This is a genomic window from Streptomyces sp. NPDC043908, assembly GCF_056435525.1.
Window position 1 is genome coordinate 341,428 of record NZ_JBWKEI010000004.1, and the last position, 15,249, is coordinate 356,676.

Genomic DNA, 15,249 nt, shown 5'->3' on the forward strand with positions numbered 1-15,249 from the left:
CGGGGCTGCGCGCCCGCCCCGATCCCCCCTTGCGGCTGCGCCGCCGGACCCCTCTCGCGGCTGCGCCCGCGAACCCCTTGGGGCGGCGCGGCGCCCGCGACCCCCTCGGGGCTGCGCCCCGCAAGCCCCGTTGTCGGCTGCGGACCGTGGGCCGTTGTGCCCACCCGTTCCGCCCTGCGGAACGCCTGCCCACAACGGGCGGGGGTGGGGGCTAGTGGCCCGGGCCCCAGGCCTCGCCCACAGCGACCGGGGCACGCAGCCCGCAGCCCCGTGGGGGCGCCCCCCAGCGAGAAGGGCCGCCCAGAGTCCCCGGGCGGCCCTTCTCGCTTCCGGCCTACGGGCCCGCCCAGGATCCCCCGGGCGGCCCTTCTCGGTTCCGGCCTACGGCCAGTTCCCCCCGATCGTCTGTCCCGCCCCGCCGATCACTCCCGGCGGGATCGAGATCCCCGGGTTCGGCGGGGCCGTGATGCCGCCGCCTCCGGCTCCGCCGCCCGGCTTGTTGTCGCCGCCCCCGGGGCGGTGCTTCTTGCCGCCCTTGTTCTTGCCGGGGGTCTGGGGCTTGGCGTTGTCCGGGTCCGCCGGGGGCTCCTTCGACTGCTGCGGGTCGGGGATGTCCACCCGTACGAACTCGGGGGCCGGCAGACCGGAGAGGGCGCCGGTCATGGCGTCCTTCCAGATGGGTCCGGGGACCTCACCGCCGTACACCTTCTCCTTGTAGACGCCGCCGATCGTGATGTTCTCCATCTCGACGTTCTGGAGCGGGCTGCCGACCCACACCGCGCCCGACATGTTCGGCGTGTACCCGACGAACCAGGCGTTCTTGCGCGCGTCGGTGGTACCGGTCTTGCCCGCGTTGTCGCGGTCCGACAGGCCCGCCTGCGCGCCCGTACCGGAGTCCGTCACACCGCGCAGCAGCGTGTTGATCGCGTCCGCCGTGTTCTGGGACATCGCCTGGCTGCACGAGGACTTCGGCACCCGCAGCGCCTTGCCGTCCGCCTTCCTGATCGACTCGATGGCGACCGGCGTGCAGTAGGTGCCCCGGGAGGCGAAGGCCGCGTAGGCGCTCGCCATGTTCAGCGGGGAGATACCGGTGGAGCCCAGCGTCAGCGCGGACGGCACCATCGGGAGCTTCGCTCCGTTGCCCTGCACCACGTGCAGCTTCTCCGTCATCTGCGACACCGGGCACATCCCGATCTCGCCGAGCATCTGCACGAAGTACGTGTTGACGGACTTCTCCATCGCCTTGCGCAGCGAGTACGGCCCGTGCTCGGACTCGTTCTCGTTCTCCAGCGACTCGTGGTTGGTGTTCACCCACGGCTTGGCGCCGCACGTCTGGACCGTCTCGGGGTAGTCCATCTCGTACGGCGACGGGTACTCCTGCGTCGGGGGCTTGCCGCCCTCGATCGCGGCGGCGGCCAGGAACGGCTTGAAGGTCGAGCCGACCGGGAAGCCGAAGTTCGAGCCGCCCATCTGCCGGTTGACCGAGAAGTTGATCTGCGTCTCGTGGTTGCCGAAGCCGTACGGACGCGACTGGCCCATCGCCATGATCTTGCCGGTGCCGGGCTGGACCAGCGTCACGGCGGTGGCGACCTTGTCGGACTGGTAGACGTGCTCCTTGATGGAGGCCTGGGCGGACTGCTGGGCCTGCGGGTCCAGGGTCGTACGGACCGTCAGGCCGCCCTGGTTCCAGAGCTTGGCCCGGTCCTCCTTGGTCTTGCCGAAGACCGGGTCCGAGAGGAAGACCTCGCGGACGTAGTCGCAGAAGAAGCCCGCGCCGCTGATGGCGGTGATGCAGCCGTTCTTCGGCTTGGCGACCTTCAGCCTGATCGGCGCGGCCTTGGCGCGGTCCGCCTCGGCCTGCGAGACGTCCTTCTTGTCGGCCATCCGCTGGAGGACGACGTTGCGGCGCTTCTTGGCCTCGGTGGCGTCGTTGACCGGGTCGTACCGGCTCGGCGACTGGACGATGCCCGCCAGCATGGCGGCCTCCTCCAGCTTCAGGTCCTTGGCCGGCTTGGAGAAGTAGCGCTTGGCGGCGGCCTCGACGCCGTACGCCTGCTGCCCGAAGAACGTGATGTTGAGGTAGTTCTCCAGGATCTTCTTCTTGCCGAGCTCCTCCTCGACCTGGATCGCGTACTTCAGCTCCTTGACCTTGCGGCCGAGCGTCTGCTGGGTGGCCTCGGCGACCTTGTCGGGGTCGTCGCCGGCCTCCTCCACGAAGACGTTCTTCACGTACTGCTGGGTGAGCGTGGACGCGCCCTGGGCCACCCCGCCGGACGTGGCGTTCTTGTTCAGGGCGCGGAGCACGCCCTTGAGGTCGACCGCGCCGTGTTCGTAGAACCGCGCGTCCTCGATCGCGACGATCGCCTTCTGCATGTACGGCGAGATGTCCGCCAGCGGGACCACCGTGCGGTCGCGCGAGTACACCGTGGCGATCTGGCCGCCCTTGTTGTCCAGGATCGTGGTGCGCTGACTCAGCGGCGGGGTCTTCAGATTGGCGGGGATCTCGTCGAATCCCTCGACCGTGCCCTTGGCCGCGAGTCCCAGCGCGCCGAACGCCGGCAGCGCGATCCCCGCGAGCACCGCTCCGGAGAGCACACTCACCCCGACGAACTTGGCGGCCTGCTGGGTCCCGGTCAGACCACCGCCCGAGCGCTTCTTTGCCATGGGGGCAGCCTACGTTCTGATTCGCCGGACACGGGTCAATGCTCTGGCCTAAGCTGCTCTCAACTGTCACAGCAGTGTGGTCGCGCATCAAGTCGATGTTTGTGTCGGTGTCGGTCGACGTACAGCGCTGTTCGGCTCTCGCAGGAGGGCGGCCGTCCCGGATTCGCCGCCCGTTTACGCCTCATGCGTCATCTGGCGTCCGTTGTGGCTCAACTGAAACGTCCCGCTTGGTCGGGTTTCTGACGTTTGTCGCCGGCTCACTCCGTTGGGTGATCTGCCGCGTACGCATAGTCCGTTCGGGCCATTCAAGATTGGGCCCGAAGGGGGTGTTGCGCTGTGCCCACCTTCCGTAACGTCCTCAACTGGCAGCGGTGAATATGCCTCTGCCGCCGTGGGGGAGCCTCGATTCGGGAGAGGACGGCGCCGGCATGGGCTGGGTAACCGACTGGAGTGCGCAGGCAGCCTGCCGCACTACCGATCCGGACGAACTGTTCGTACAGGGTGCGGCTCAGAACAGGGCGAAGGCGGTGTGCACCGGATGTCCGGTGCGGACCGAGTGCCTCGCGGACGCACTGGACAACCGCGTCGAATTCGGCGTGTGGGGCGGTATGACGGAACGGGAACGCCGCGCGCTGCTGCGCCGACGCCCCACCGTCACGTCCTGGCGCCGTCTGCTGGAGACGGCGCGTACGGAGTACGAGCGCAGCACGGGCATCCTGCCCGTGGGCATCGACGACGAGGAGGCGTACGCCTACCGGCACGCCGTGGAGGAGACGTACGCGGCCGTGGGGTAGGCCGCATCCGTCCGGCGCGTCCATGCGGATCCAAGATCTGTCCAGGATCTATGAGGATCCGCGCCGAGACGCGTCGGCCTTACTCAGAGCGCTCCGGCCGCCTCTTCCTGGGCCGCGAGCCGTTCCCCGATGGCCCGGAGCCCGGCGAGATCGTGGACATCGCCGGGCAGGGCGGCCACTTCGGCCACCGGAACCTCGGGGTGAAGCGCGGTGAAGCGGTCACGTGTGCGCTGTTCACGCGCGAGCACCCGCATCCGCTCGGCGTGCAGGCGCAGCAGACCGGCGGTCAGCCGATCGACCGACACGCCGTCCTCGGGACCGGTGGGGGAGGGAGCTTCGGGAGAGGAACCACCGGTGCCACGATCCTCAGCCTTCCCGTACCCCTGATCGACAATGCGGCCGTCGACAAGATTTTCCCCGGGTCCCTCTTTCGGGCGGTCTGCCAGGTGTACTTCCGGGCGGCCCGCCGGGCGGTCCTCCTCCCCGTGCTCCTCCTGGTGGCCCTCCTGGTGGCCCTCCAGGTGGCCCTCGTCGTCGTCCCCCCGGTCCTGGGGCTCTTCCAGGTGTTCCGCCGCCGCGAGCGCCCGTTCGGCCGACAGCCGGGCCGCGTCGCTGCCGTGCACCCGGTTCAGTACGAGTCCGGCGAGCGGCATCGAGTCGGCCGCCAGACGCTCCACGAAGTACGCGGCCTCGCGCAGCGCGTCCCGCTCGGGCGCGGCGACCACGAGGAACGCGGTGCCGGGGGCCTGGAGCAGCCGGTACGTGGCGTCGGCGCGGGTGCGGAAGCCGCCGAACATCGTGTCCATCGCCGTCACGAACGTCTGCACGTCGCGGAGCAACTGGCCGCCGAGGAGCTTGCCGAGTGTGCCCGTCATCATGGACATGCCGACGTTGAGGAACTTCATCCCGGCCCGGCCGCCCATCTTCGCGGGAGCCATGAGCAGCCGGATGAACTTCCCGTCCAGGAACGACCCCAGCCGCTTCGGCGCGTCGAGGAAGTCGAGCGCCGAGCGCGAGGGCGGGGTGTCCACGACGATCAGGTCCCACTCGTCGCGGGCCCGGAGCTGGCCCAGCTTCTCCATCGCCATGTACTCCTGCGTGCCCGCGAAGCCGGCCGACAGGGACTGGTAGAACGGGTTGGAGAGGATCGCCCGGGCGCGCTCGGGGTCCGCGTGCGCCTCGACGATCTCGTCGAAGGTCCGCTTCATGTCGAGCATCATGGCGTGCAGCTCGCCGTCGCCCTCGACGTCCTTGACCCGGCGCGGGGTGTTGTCCAGCGAGTCGATGCCCATCGACTGGGCGAGCCGGCGGGCCGGGTCGATGGTCAGCACGACCACCTTCCGGCCGCGCTCGGCGGCCCGCAGCCCGAGCGCCGCGGCCGTGGTCGTCTTGCCCACGCCGCCGGAGCCGCAGCACACCACGATCCGGGTCTCGGGGTCGTCGAGCAGCGGGTCGATGGCGAGCGGCGCCGCCGTGTCCATGGTCACTGCCCCACCCCGAGCGCTCGCAGTCGTACGGCCAGGCGGTAGAGCCCGGCCAGGTCCATTCCCTCACCGATCAGCGGCAGTTCGTACGCCGGGACCCCCAACCCGGCGACCACCGCCCGCTGTTCGCGCTCCAGCTCCACCCGCTCGGCGTGCTCGGCGGCCTCCTGGAGGAGCGGGGTGACCAGCTTGGCCGAGCCGGTGACGCCGGCCCGGGTGAGGGCCTTGGCGACCTCCTTGCGCCGGTCTCCGGTGACGCCCCGGACCGCCTCCTCGTCCAGCAGGTGCGGGCGGACCATGTTCACGATGACGGCGCCGGTCGGCAGTTCGGCGGCGCGCAGCTCGGCGATGCCGTCGGCGGTCTCCTGGACCGGCATCTCCTCCAGGAGCGTCACCAGGTGCACGGCCGTCTCGGGCGACTTGAGCACCCGCATCACGGCCTGCGCCTGGTTGTGTATCGGGCCGATCCTGGCGAGACCGGCGACCTCGTCGTTGACGTTGAGGAAGCGGGTGATCCGCCCGGTGGGCGGAGCGTCCATGACCACATGGTCGTACGCGTACCGCCCCTGCTTGTCCTTACGCCTGACCGCCTCGCACGCCTTGCCGGTCAGCAGGACGTCGCGGACGCCGGGGGCGATGGTGGTGGCGAAGTCGATGGCGCCGATCTTCTTGAGCGCGCGGCCGGCCGAGCCCAGCTTGTAGAACATCTGGAGGTAGTCGAGGAGGGCCCGTTCGGCGTCGATCGCCAGCGCGTGCACCTCCCCGCCGCCCGGCGCCACGGCGATCTTCCGCTCCTCGTACGGAAAGGCCTCCGTCTCGAAGAGCTGTGCGATGCCCTGTCTGCCCTCGACCTCGACGAGGAGCGTGCGCTTGCCCTCTGTCGCGAGGGCGAGCGCGAGGGCTGCGGCGACCGTGGTCTTGCCGGTGCCGCCCTTGCCGCTGACGACCTGGAGCCTGCTCACACCGTCGAGCCTAACCAGTCCCCGGGCGGCCTACGCATGAGGCTGCCCCCGCCAGCGACTACAGTCGCCCCCATGACCAAGTGGGAATACGCGACCGTGCCCCTTCTCGTGCACGCGACCAAGCAGATTCTGGACACCTGGGGCGAGGACGGCTGGGAGCTGGTCCAGGTCGTTCCCGGGCCGAACAACCCCGAGCAGCTGGTGGCCTACCTGAAGCGGGAGAAGCAGGCATGAGCGGTGCGGGTGCGGCTGCGGGTTCGGGTTCCGGTTCGGTGGAGGCGAAGCTGGCCGAGCTCGGCCTGACGCTGCCGGAGGTCGTGCCGCCGCTGGCCGCGTACCAGCCGGCCGTGCGGTCGGGGGCGTACGTGTACACCGCCGGGCAGCTGCCGATGGTCGAGGGCAAGCTGACGCTCACCGGCAAGGTGGGCGCGGAGGTCACGGCCGAGGAGGCGAAGGACGCGGCGCGGGTGTGCGCGCTGAACGCGCTCGCCGCGGTGAAGTCCGTGGTGGGTGATCTCGACCGGATCGTGCGCGTGGTGAAGGTCGTGGGGTTCGTCGCCTCGGCGAGCGACTTCACGGGGCAGCCGGCCGTGATCAACGGGGCGAGCGAGCTGCTCGGCGCGGTGCTGGGCGACAAGGGTGTGCATGCCCGCAGTGCGGTCGGGGTGGCGGTGCTGCCGCTGGACGCGCCGGTCGAGGTGGAGATTCAGGTCGAGGTGGAGTCCGCGTAGGTTCTGGCCCGGGGTTCGTCTGCGGGTGGTGGTGGGTTGCTCGCGCAGTTCCCCGCGCCCCTGGGCCCCGGTTTCGTCCGCGGGCTGTGGACGGCTGGTCGCGCAGTTCCCCGCGCCCCCGAGGGGTCGTCGTTTGTCTGCGGGCCTGTGGTGGGTTGCTCGCGCAGTTCCCCGCGCCCCTGAGGGGGGCCCGCGCATCCGGAGAACAGGGTTCAGCCACACCCCCCTAGGGGCGCGGGGAACTGCGCGGCCAGCCACCCACGGCTCGCAGGTGAAGGACGGCCCTCGGGCGCCCGTGATCCGCCGGTGGAGGACGGTCGGGTCGTCAGGGGGCCGGGTCCATTCATGGTTCGCGGGGTGAGGACGGGCCCGTGAGGGGCGCGGGGGCTGCGTGAGCAATCCAGCACGGGCCGCAGATGGCGACCGGCCCCCGGCGGAGCTAGCCGCAGCCGCAGGACTTGCGGATCACCAGGCGGGACGGGAACTGCTTCAGGCGTTCGCGGCGTGAGCCCGCGACGCGGAGCGCGTCGTCCAGGACCAGGTCCACCGCCGCGCGGGCCATCGCGGGGCGGTCGGAGGCGACCGTGGTGAGGGGCGGGTCCGTCAGACCCGCCTCCTTCACGTCGTCGAACCCTGCCACCGCCAGCTCCCCCGGCACGTCGATCCGCAGCTCGCGCGCCGCCCGCAGCACCCCGATCGCCTGGTCGTCCGTGGAGCAGAAGATCGCGGGCGGGCGGTCGGGCCCGGCGAGGATCTGAAGGGCGACCTGGTACGCGTCGTACCGGTTGTACGGGGCCTGGAACAGGCGCCCCTCCGTCGGCCGCCCGGACTCCAGCATCGCCCGCCGCCAGCCCTCCACGTGGTCGGCCACCGGGTCGCCGACCGCCGGGGTCGACTCGACGCCGCCGAGGCAGGCCACGTACGCGTGGCCGTGTTCGAGGAGGTGGCGGGTGGCCAGTTGGGCGCCGCCGATGTCGTCGGTGACGACGGCCACGTCGTCGATCGCCTCCGGGCGTTCATGGAGCAGCACCACCCGCGCGTCCCAGGCGTCGATCTCGGCCGCCGCGCGCTCGCTGGGACCCTGGCTGACCAGGATCAGACCGGCGACGCGCATCCCGAGGAACGCCCGCAGATAGTGGACCTCGCGGTCGTCCAGATAGTCGGAGTTGCCGACCAGGACCATCTTCCCGCGCTCGGCCGCCGCCTGCTCCACCGCGTGCGCCATCTCCGCGAAGAACGGCTGGCGCGCGTCCGGGACGATCATGCCTATGAGGTCCGTGCGCCGGGAGGCCATCGCCTGGGCAACCCGGTCGGGCCGGTAGCCCAGCTCCTTGATCGCGGCGAGTACCCGCTCGCGCGTGGCCGGGGCGACCGGCCTCGGTCCGTTGTTGATGACATAGCTGACGACCGCGGTCGACGTACCCGCAAGTCTCGCCACATCATCCCGCGTCACCTTGGCCACGAGCGGGAGTCTACGCGGGGTGACCTACCTCTGGGCAGGGCGTACGGAGGCTTCCTCCGGCTCCGTGGCGGCCGGACCCGGTGGGGAGGCCACGGATCGCGCGGCCGCCGTGGCCTTGGTCTCCGCCGCCGCCTTCGCCTTGGCCTCTTCGGCCGCCCGTTCGACCTTCTCGGGGGTGACGAACCGGTACCCGACATTCCGGACGGTGCCGATCAGCGACTCGTGCTCGGGGCCGAGCTTGGCCCGCAGCCGCCGTACGTGGACGTCGACCGTCCGCGTACCGCCGAAGTAGTCGTAGCCCCAGACCTCCTGGAGCAGTTGCGCGCGCGTGAAGACCCGGCCGGGGTGCTGCGCGAGGTACTTCAGGAGCTCGAACTCCTTGAAGGTCAGATCCAGGACCCGGCCCTTGAGCTTCGCGCTGTACGTCGCCTCGTCCACGGAGAGGTCGCCGTTGCGGATCTCCATGGGGGAGTCGTCGGAGGTGATCTGCTGGCGGCCCATCGCCAGCCGCAGCCGCGCCTCGACCTCGGCGGGGCCCGCGGTGTCCAGGAGGACGTCGTCGATGCCCCAGTCGGCGGTGACGGCCGCGAGGCCGCCCTCGGTGACCACCAGGATCAGCGGACAGCCGGGGCCGGTGGAGCGCAGCAGCTGGCAGAGGGAGCGGACCTGCGGGAGGTCGCGGCGGCCGTCGACGAGGATCACGTCGGCGCCGGGGGTGTCGACCAGGGCCGGGCCCTCGGCGGGGGCCACCCGCACGTTGTGCAGGAGCAGGCCGAGCGCGGGGAGCACCTCCGTCGACGGCTGGAGGGCGTTGGTCAGGAGCAGCAGCGAGCTCATCGCGCCCCACCTGCCCGGGTCGTCGTCGGTTTCTTCGGTTCGTGCACGGATTGCTCGCCCATGACGTCGGTTCCTCCTCGGTCCCTGCGAGGACGTTTACGGCACTGCGCATCCACAAGGTTCTCGCGCCCTGAGAGCCTTTGTTCACCTGCTCGTAACAACGATCTGGAAACGCAAAAGGACCCGGGGGCTGCGCTGCCCGGATCCTCTGCCCAGCAGAATAGCCCACATGAGTTCCGGCGCGGAGGACCGATTTCACACTGTGGATGTCTCCTCGATCACCAGGGGACCGCGGCGCGCCACTCTGCGCACCTCGGACGGGGTGTCCGTGGAGGCCGTCCACGACCCCTGCGCGGCGGGCCGGACGGACACCGCGATCGTGGTCGCGCACGGCTTCACGGGCTCGGCGGACCGGCCCGCGGTGCGGCGGGCGGCGGCGGTGTTCGCCCAGTACGCGGGCGTGGTCACATTCTCCTTCCGGGGCCACGGCGGCTCCGGCGGGCGCTCCACGGTCGGCGACCGCGAGGTGCTCGACCTGGCGGCGGCCGTGGAGTGGGCGAGATCACTCGGCTACGCGCGCGTGGTCACCGTCGGGTTCTCCATGGGCGGCTCGGTGGTCCTGCGGCACGCGGCGACGCACAGGGGGCTCGACCGGGCGCGGACCGACGCGGTGGTGTCCGTCAGTGCGCCGGCCCGTTGGTACTACCGGGGGACGGCCCCCATGCGGCGGCTGCACTGGATGGTGACCCGGCCCGCCGGACGCCTGCTCGGGCGGTTCGGCTTCGCCACCCGGATCGACCACCGCCCGTGGAGCCCGGTGCCGCTCTCGCCGGTCGAGGCGGTCCCGCTGATCGCGCCGACCCCGCTCCTGATCGTCCACGGCGACCGCGACCCGTACTTCCCCCTCGACCACCCCAGGATGCTGGCAGCCGCCGGACCTGCGCAGTTGTGGCTTGAGGAGGGCATGGGGCACGCGGAGAACGCGGCCGGGGAGGCGTTGCTGCGCAGGATCGCGCACTGGCTGTCGGTGGCGTAGCCCATCATGGGGGACGACGAAAGGAGGGTCGCCATGGCAGCGGGAACCATCCGCTTCTGGGCCGCGGCCAAGTCCGCCGCGGGTGTCGCGGAGGAGCCGTATGCGGCGGCCACGCTGGCCGAGGCGCTGGACGCGGTGCGCGAGCGCCACCCCGGCGAGCTGACGCGTGTGCTGCTGAGGTGTTCGTTCCTCGTCGACGGGGACCCCGTCGGGACCCGTGGGCATGAGACCGTACGGCTTGCCGAGGGCGGCACGGTCGAGGTGCTCCCGCCGTTCGCAGGAGGGTGACCCCCACGTCATGAGCGATCAGCAGTACCCGCATCCGTACGAAGAGCCCTATCCGCGCTTCGACCAGTACGGGCAGCCGGTCCAGCAGTACCCGCAGCAGCACCAGCAGGCCCAGCAGCACCAGCCGCCGCAGCAAGCCCAGCAGGCCCAGCAGTACGACGCGTATCAGCAGTACGACCAGTACGAGCAGTACGACCAGTACGGGCAGCCCGTGCAACAGCAGTACCAGCAGCCCGCCCAGCAGCAGCACTTCCCGCACGACGCGTCGTACCAGGAGCAGCAGCGGTACACGCAGACGTGGGAGGGCCAGACCTGGGACACCCAGTACCAGCCCACGGTCCAGCCGCAGTCGCCGCAGCCGCAGCCGGTCCAGCAGCAGCCGGTCCAGCCGCAGCCCGTGCGGCAGCAGTACGCACAGGCGTACGCGCAGTCCGCCGACGACTCCGCGTACCTGCCGCCGCAGACGGGTTCCGTGCCGCTGCCCCCGGAGGCGCCGGTGTACGAGCCGGAGCCGCCCGCCGCGCCCGCGCGGAGTGAGGACGGCCCCGCCTACGGCTCGCCCACCACCGTCGGCAACACCCGGATCACCGACGCCCAGCGGGCCCGTGCCGAGGGGCGCTCGCCGATCATCGCGCCCGGGATGCAGCCCGCGGCCCTCACCGCCGTCCTCGGCGCGCTCCTGGCCGCCGCGTCCGGCATCGGCCAGTACGCGCTGGTGGTTCCGCTGGTGCTGCTCCAGGCCGTGACGGCCGCGGGCTGGTTCCGGCTCAACGGGATGTGGCCCGCCCGGCAGGGCATCGCGCTCGCCTTCCTCGGCGGCCTGGTCGCCGACGCGGCGCTGCTCGCCGTCGGCGACGAGCACGCGCCCGCGGCGATCCTGGGCACGCTCGGGGTGTGGGTGCTGCTCACGCTGGTGCTCCAGCTGCGCAGCCACGCGGACCCGGACGAGCGGATGTACGGCCTGATGGCGACCGTGGCCTCGGCGGCGCTCACGATCCTGGCCGCCGGGTACCTCGCCGCGATCCCGCACGCGGTGGCGGTGGGCGCGGTGGCGGTGGCCGTCGCCGTCCCGGCCCGCGCGCTGCCGCTGCCCGCCCCGGTCTCCGTGGCGGTCGCGCTGCTCGCGGCGGCGGGCGCGGGGATCGTGGCCGGCCGGCTCACGGACGTGGGCGCCCCGGGCGCGCTGCTGGGGCTCGCGGCGGGCGTGTGCGCGCTGATCGGGCTGCGGGTGGCCAGCTACGACTATCCCTCGCGATTCGTCCACATGACGGCCGGAGTGGCGCTGCCGCTGACGGCGGCTGTTCCCGCTCTGTATCTGATCGGTCGAGTGATCGGGTAATTCCGGGAGTTAGGCTCGCAGGGTCAACGACCAGCGTGGGGGGACTCGTACGCAATGCGCGCACTCCGGATATGGCTCATCGTCGCGGTGGTTCTCGGCGGCCTCTTCGTCGCCGCGGACCGCGTGGCGGTGAACGTCGTCGAGTCGAAGGTGGCCGACAAGATAAAGAGCAGTCAGGGGCTGCGGGAGACCCCCGACGTCTCCATCACCGGCTTCCCCTTCCTCACCCAGGCGATGGGCAAGGAGTTCGACGAGGTCGACGTGAAGCTCGGCGGGGTCACCGCGACGGCCGACGGCCACTCGGTCAACGTCACCGAGGTCCGCGCCAAGCTGCACGACGTGAAGGTCGACAGCAGCTACTCCTCCGCCACGGCCGTCCGGGCGGACGGCTCGGCCCGTATCTCGTACGCCGATCTGACCAAGTCCGCGCCCAAGGGCGCCACGGTCGGCTACGCCGGGCCGGAGCGGGCGGCCAAGGGGCAGGTGCAGGTGAGCGGGCCCCTCGCGGACCTGCTCGAAGGGGCGGGCGTGCAGGTTCCCGCCAGCCTGAAGGTGCTGCTCGCGGGGCGGACGGTCAGCGCGTACAGCACGGTGACGACGGACGGGGGCGCGACCGTGCGGGTGCGCTCCTCGGAGCTGCCCAAGCTGCCGGTGCCGGGCTTCGACGAGAAGCTGCGCAAGGCCGTCGACTACGACCTGAAGATCCAGGGTCTGCCGCGGGGGATCAAGCTGGACAAGGTGACGGCGGTGGAGGACGGGCTGCGGTTCTCGGGGACCGGGACGAACGTCTCCCTGGCGGGGTGATGGCCGACCGCGGTCGTGATGGCAGGCCGCGGCCGTCTTCGGGCCGCGAGCCCGGTGGTGGGCTGCTCGCGCAGTTCACCGCGCCCCCGGGGGGATGGGGTCGGGGTGACCCCGAGGGGTTCGATAGCCGGATCGTGAGACGGGGGTGTCCGATCCGCAGATGGTTCGCCGGGTGAGGCCGTCCCCGGGCGACGGCGGGGCGGCTTCAGACGGTTGCTGTCCCACTATCCGGATGATCGTGTCTCACCATGCGACACGCCGGTGACATGGCCACCCGTCCGTCCCTACGATCGGACCCATGAAGCTACAGGCGGATCTCACGAAGCGGCGGGCAGTCGACCTGTGCCGCGTCGCCGCCATGCTCTGTCGTCCCGTCTGACCGGGACCCGTCCCTCTCTGCGAAGAGACGGCAACTCCCGCGTTCCCCGGGCCCGTTGAACGTTTTCAGGGCCACCCCCCGTGCCGAGGCAACGCCGCGCCCGCTCGCGTGGCGTACCCCCGCACCTCCGCACCACCCGCCGCACCTGCCCCGGAGGAGAACCCGCATGAGCCGCAGCGACGTCCTGGTAGACGCCGACTGGGTCGAGGCCCACATCGACGACCCGAAGGTCGCCATCGTCGAGGTCGACGAAGACACCTCGGCGTACGAGAAGAACCACATCAAGAACGCGATCCGGATCGACTGGACCAAGGACCTCCAGGACCCGGTCCGCCGTGACTTCGTCGACCAGGAGGGCTTCGAGAAGCTCCTGTCGGCGAAGGGCATCGCGAACGACACGACCGTCGTCCTCTACGGCGGCAACAACAACTGGTTCGCCTCGTACGCCTACTGGTACTTCAAGCTCTACGGCCACGACAGCGTCAAGCTGCTCGACGGCGGCCGCAAGAAGTGGGAGCTGGACTCCCGCGACCTGGTCGACGGCTCGCAGATCCCCTCGCGCCCGGCCACCTCCTACAAGGCCAAGCCGCAGAACACCGCGATCCGCGCCTTCCGCGACGACGTGGTGGCGGCCATCGGCTCGCAGAACCTGGTCGACGTGCGCTCGCCCGACGAGTTCAGCGGCAAGCTCCTCGCCCCGGCCCACCTCCCGCAGGAGCAGTCGCAGCGCCCGGGCCACGTGCCCAGCGCCCGCAACATCCCGTGGTCGAAGAACGCCAACGACGACGGCACCTTCAAGTCGGACGACGCGCTGAAGGAGCTGTACGCCGCGGAGCAGGTCGATCTGGCCAAGGACACCATCGCGTACTGCCGCATCGGCGAGCGCTCGGCCCTGACGTGGTTCGTGCTGCACGAGCTGCTCGGCGTCGAGAACGTCAAGAACTACGACGGCTCGTGGACCGAGTACGGCTCCCTCGTCGGTGTGCCGATCGAGCTCGGCGCCAACAAGTAACCCCGCACAGCCCCCGACCGTAAACGTAAGGAAGAACCATGTGTGGAGCGAAGGCAGGCGGCCCCGACGCCTCGACGATCAAGCCCGGTGAGACCACCATCCAGGGCCAGGTGACCAAGGACGGCGAGCCCGTGGTCGGCTACGTCCGGCTGCTGGACTCGACCGGCGAGTTCACCGCCGAGGTCCCCACCTCGGCGACGGGCCAGTTCCGCTTCTACGCGGCCGAGGGCACGTGGACGGTGCGGGCCCTGGTGCCCGGCGGGACCGCGGACCGCACGGTCGTGGCGGAGACCGGCGGACTCGCCGAGGTCGCCATCGCCGTCTGACGGCGGGCACGTACCGGCCGGAGGGCCGCACCCCAGGGGGTTGGACGCTTACCTGGACCGGGTGCGGTCCTCCGTGCCGTTTCCGGACCCTTCCCGGCCCGTTCCCGAGCCGTTTCGGGCCTGCCGATCCGGTCGTACGCTGGATGCATGTTGGCCCGACGCCGGCGCGAGTACTTCTGGATGATGGGCGGATGCCTGGTCCTGTTCGTGTCCGCCTGGGGCTTCGTGCGGCTGTGGTCCGTCCCGGCCGCGGTCGCCATGTGCGTGGTCGCCATGGTGATCCCGCCGGTCGCGGCGATGGTGGCGAACCGGCGCGGCCCGGACGACCGCTGGTGGGACGACCCGTCCGGGGACCCCAAGTCCGACGAGTGGTGGGACGAGCTGGACGGCAAGAAGAAGTACTGAGCGGACCGGCGCGGGGCCCGGGGCGGGCCGCCCGCCCACGGCTGCCGGTACGCGCCCGTGCCGTCCGTACTCATAGACCCGTCCTTAATAGACCAGCGCCTGAGTCTCCTCCGCCATCGCCTCCTGGACGAAGACCTGCGCCCCGGCGATCCGCGCGCCCTCGATCAGGTCCGCCTCGGCGATGTCCCGCCGGGCCGCGCACTGCGTGCACACCGTGATCGTGCCGCCGCCCGCCAGGATTCCGTCGATCAGGTCCGGCAGCGGCGCCGCGTGCGGCAGCGCGAACTCGGCGGCCCGTCCCGGCAGCGCGAACCACGACGACTCGCCGGTCAGCCAGAGCGAGACCTCGATCCCACTGGCGACGGCGACCGCCGCCACGGTGAACGCCTGCGAACACCGCTCGGGGGCGTCGGCCCCCGCGGTCACCTTCAGTACGAGCTTCTTGGCCATACGCCGAACTGTAATGCGCACCCGCACGACCCCTCCCGCAGAACCAGCTGCTGGGCTGACGGGGCGCACCTCACAGAGAAGGCCGTGGCCGAACCCATTAGGCTGGGGTTCGGCCCTTTACTGCCCACACGCTCATCCGAGGAGCACCCCGTGCTTGAGGCTTTCTTCGAAACCCTGCTGGTCCTGGTCTGCGTCGGTGTCCTCGCCTTCGCCGGTCTGGCCGTGAAGAAGCTGTACCAGGGCCAGCGCTGAACCGCGCCCCAGCCGCAGACGTAA

The 15,249-nt window shown here is 71.1% G+C and carries 17 protein-coding genes; 11 read left to right on the top strand and 6 right to left on the bottom strand.

What is annotated here, in order from left to right:
• Positions 1-381: 381 nt before the first annotated feature.
• Positions 382-2,664 (bottom strand): transglycosylase domain-containing protein, encoded by a 2,283-nt coding sequence (locus tag AC069K_RS12205; RefSeq protein WP_365100451.1) that lies wholly within the window; start codon positions 2,662-2,664, stop codon positions 382-384.
• A gap of 428 nt (positions 2,665-3,092) precedes the next feature.
• Here AC069K_RS12205 and AC069K_RS12210 point away from each other — a divergent pair, with 428 nt between their 5' ends.
• Positions 3,093-3,458 (top strand): WhiB family transcriptional regulator, encoded by a 366-nt coding sequence (locus tag AC069K_RS12210; RefSeq protein WP_358834023.1) that lies wholly within the window; start codon positions 3,093-3,095, stop codon positions 3,456-3,458.
• Positions 3,459-3,541: 83 nt separating this feature from the next.
• On the opposite strand, the gene bagB is transcribed toward AC069K_RS12210, so the two are convergent.
• Positions 3,542-4,939 (bottom strand): ATPase BagB, encoded by a 1,398-nt coding sequence (bagB, locus tag AC069K_RS12215; RefSeq protein WP_478615237.1) that lies wholly within the window; start codon positions 4,937-4,939, stop codon positions 3,542-3,544.
• 2 nt (positions 4,940-4,941) lie between these two features.
• The gene (bagA, locus tag AC069K_RS12220) at positions 4,942-5,904 is read right to left on the bottom strand and encodes an ATPase BagA (RefSeq protein WP_478614987.1); all 963 of its coding nucleotides are present in this window, start codon (positions 5,902-5,904) and stop codon (positions 4,942-4,944) included.
• 72 nt (positions 5,905-5,976) lie between these two features.
• On the opposite strand from bagA, the gene AC069K_RS12225 reads away from it, so the two are divergent.
• Positions 5,977-6,138: a Sp36 family protein gene (locus AC069K_RS12225; RefSeq protein ID WP_003975360.1), complete on the top strand. Its 162-nt coding sequence runs from the start codon at positions 5,977-5,979 to the stop codon at positions 6,136-6,138.
• Complete coding sequence (locus AC069K_RS12230; RefSeq protein WP_478614990.1) at positions 6,135-6,635, top strand: RidA family protein; 501 nt, start codon at positions 6,135-6,137, stop codon at positions 6,633-6,635. Before AC069K_RS12225 ends, AC069K_RS12230 begins: the two co-directional genes overlap by 4 nt.
• A 439-nt stretch (positions 6,636-7,074) precedes the next feature.
• Here AC069K_RS12230 and AC069K_RS12235 read toward each other — a convergent pair whose 3' ends face one another.
• Both AC069K_RS12235 and AC069K_RS12240 read right to left on the bottom strand, forming a co-directional pair.
• The gene (locus AC069K_RS12235) at positions 7,075-8,097 is read right to left on the bottom strand and encodes a LacI family DNA-binding transcriptional regulator (RefSeq protein WP_358834026.1); all 1,023 of its coding nucleotides are present in this window, start codon (positions 8,095-8,097) and stop codon (positions 7,075-7,077) included.
• A 24-nt stretch (positions 8,098-8,121) separates the two neighbouring features.
• Positions 8,122-8,934 carry a response regulator transcription factor gene (locus AC069K_RS12240; RefSeq protein ID WP_365100446.1) on the bottom strand — a complete coding sequence of 271 codons (813 nt, stop codon included), beginning with the start codon at positions 8,932-8,934 and terminating at the stop codon, positions 8,122-8,124.
• Positions 8,935-9,163: 229 nt separating this feature from the next.
• On the opposite strand from AC069K_RS12240, the gene AC069K_RS12245 reads away from it, so the two are divergent.
• From AC069K_RS12245 to AC069K_RS12280, 8 genes are all read left to right on the top strand, one after another.
• Entirely contained in the window at positions 9,164-9,970 is an 807-nt protein-coding gene (locus AC069K_RS12245) for an alpha/beta hydrolase family protein (protein ID WP_478614995.1), read from the top strand.
• Positions 9,971-10,003: 33 nt separating this feature from the next.
• On the top strand, positions 10,004-10,258 hold the full coding sequence (locus AC069K_RS12250) for a MoaD/ThiS family protein (protein ID WP_190087954.1): 255 nt from the start codon (positions 10,004-10,006) through the stop codon (positions 10,256-10,258).
• A gap of 10 nt (positions 10,259-10,268) precedes the next feature.
• Positions 10,269-11,597, top strand: coding sequence for a hypothetical protein (locus AC069K_RS12255; RefSeq protein ID WP_478614998.1), 1,329 nt, complete (start codon positions 10,269-10,271; stop codon positions 11,595-11,597).
• A 54-nt stretch (positions 11,598-11,651) separates the two neighbouring features.
• Entirely contained in the window at positions 11,652-12,401 is a 750-nt protein-coding gene (locus AC069K_RS12260; RefSeq protein ID WP_358834030.1) for an LmeA family phospholipid-binding protein, read from the top strand.
• 298 nt (positions 12,402-12,699) lie between these two features.
• On the top strand, positions 12,700-12,780 hold the full coding sequence (locus AC069K_RS12265) for an Ms5788A family Cys-rich leader peptide (RefSeq protein WP_365100641.1): 81 nt from the start codon (positions 12,700-12,702) through the stop codon (positions 12,778-12,780).
• 166 nt (positions 12,781-12,946) lie between these two features.
• On the top strand, positions 12,947-13,792 hold the full coding sequence (locus tag AC069K_RS12270) for a sulfurtransferase (RefSeq protein WP_358834031.1): 846 nt from the start codon (positions 12,947-12,949) through the stop codon (positions 13,790-13,792).
• Positions 13,793-13,830: 38 nt separating this feature from the next.
• Positions 13,831-14,118 carry a DUF1416 domain-containing protein gene (locus tag AC069K_RS12275; RefSeq protein WP_358834032.1) on the top strand — a complete coding sequence of 96 codons (288 nt, stop codon included), beginning with the start codon at positions 13,831-13,833 and terminating at the stop codon, positions 14,116-14,118.
• Positions 14,119-14,265: 147 nt separating this feature from the next.
• A complete protein-coding gene (locus AC069K_RS12280; protein ID WP_344080574.1) occupies positions 14,266-14,523 on the top strand; it encodes a DUF3099 domain-containing protein in 258 nt (85 codons plus the stop codon).
• A gap of 84 nt (positions 14,524-14,607) precedes the next feature.
• On the opposite strand, the gene AC069K_RS12285 is transcribed toward AC069K_RS12280, so the two are convergent.
• Complete coding sequence (locus AC069K_RS12285) at positions 14,608-14,973, bottom strand: DsrE family protein (protein WP_365100437.1); 366 nt, start codon at positions 14,971-14,973, stop codon at positions 14,608-14,610.
• Positions 14,974-15,249 lie beyond the last annotated feature (276 nt).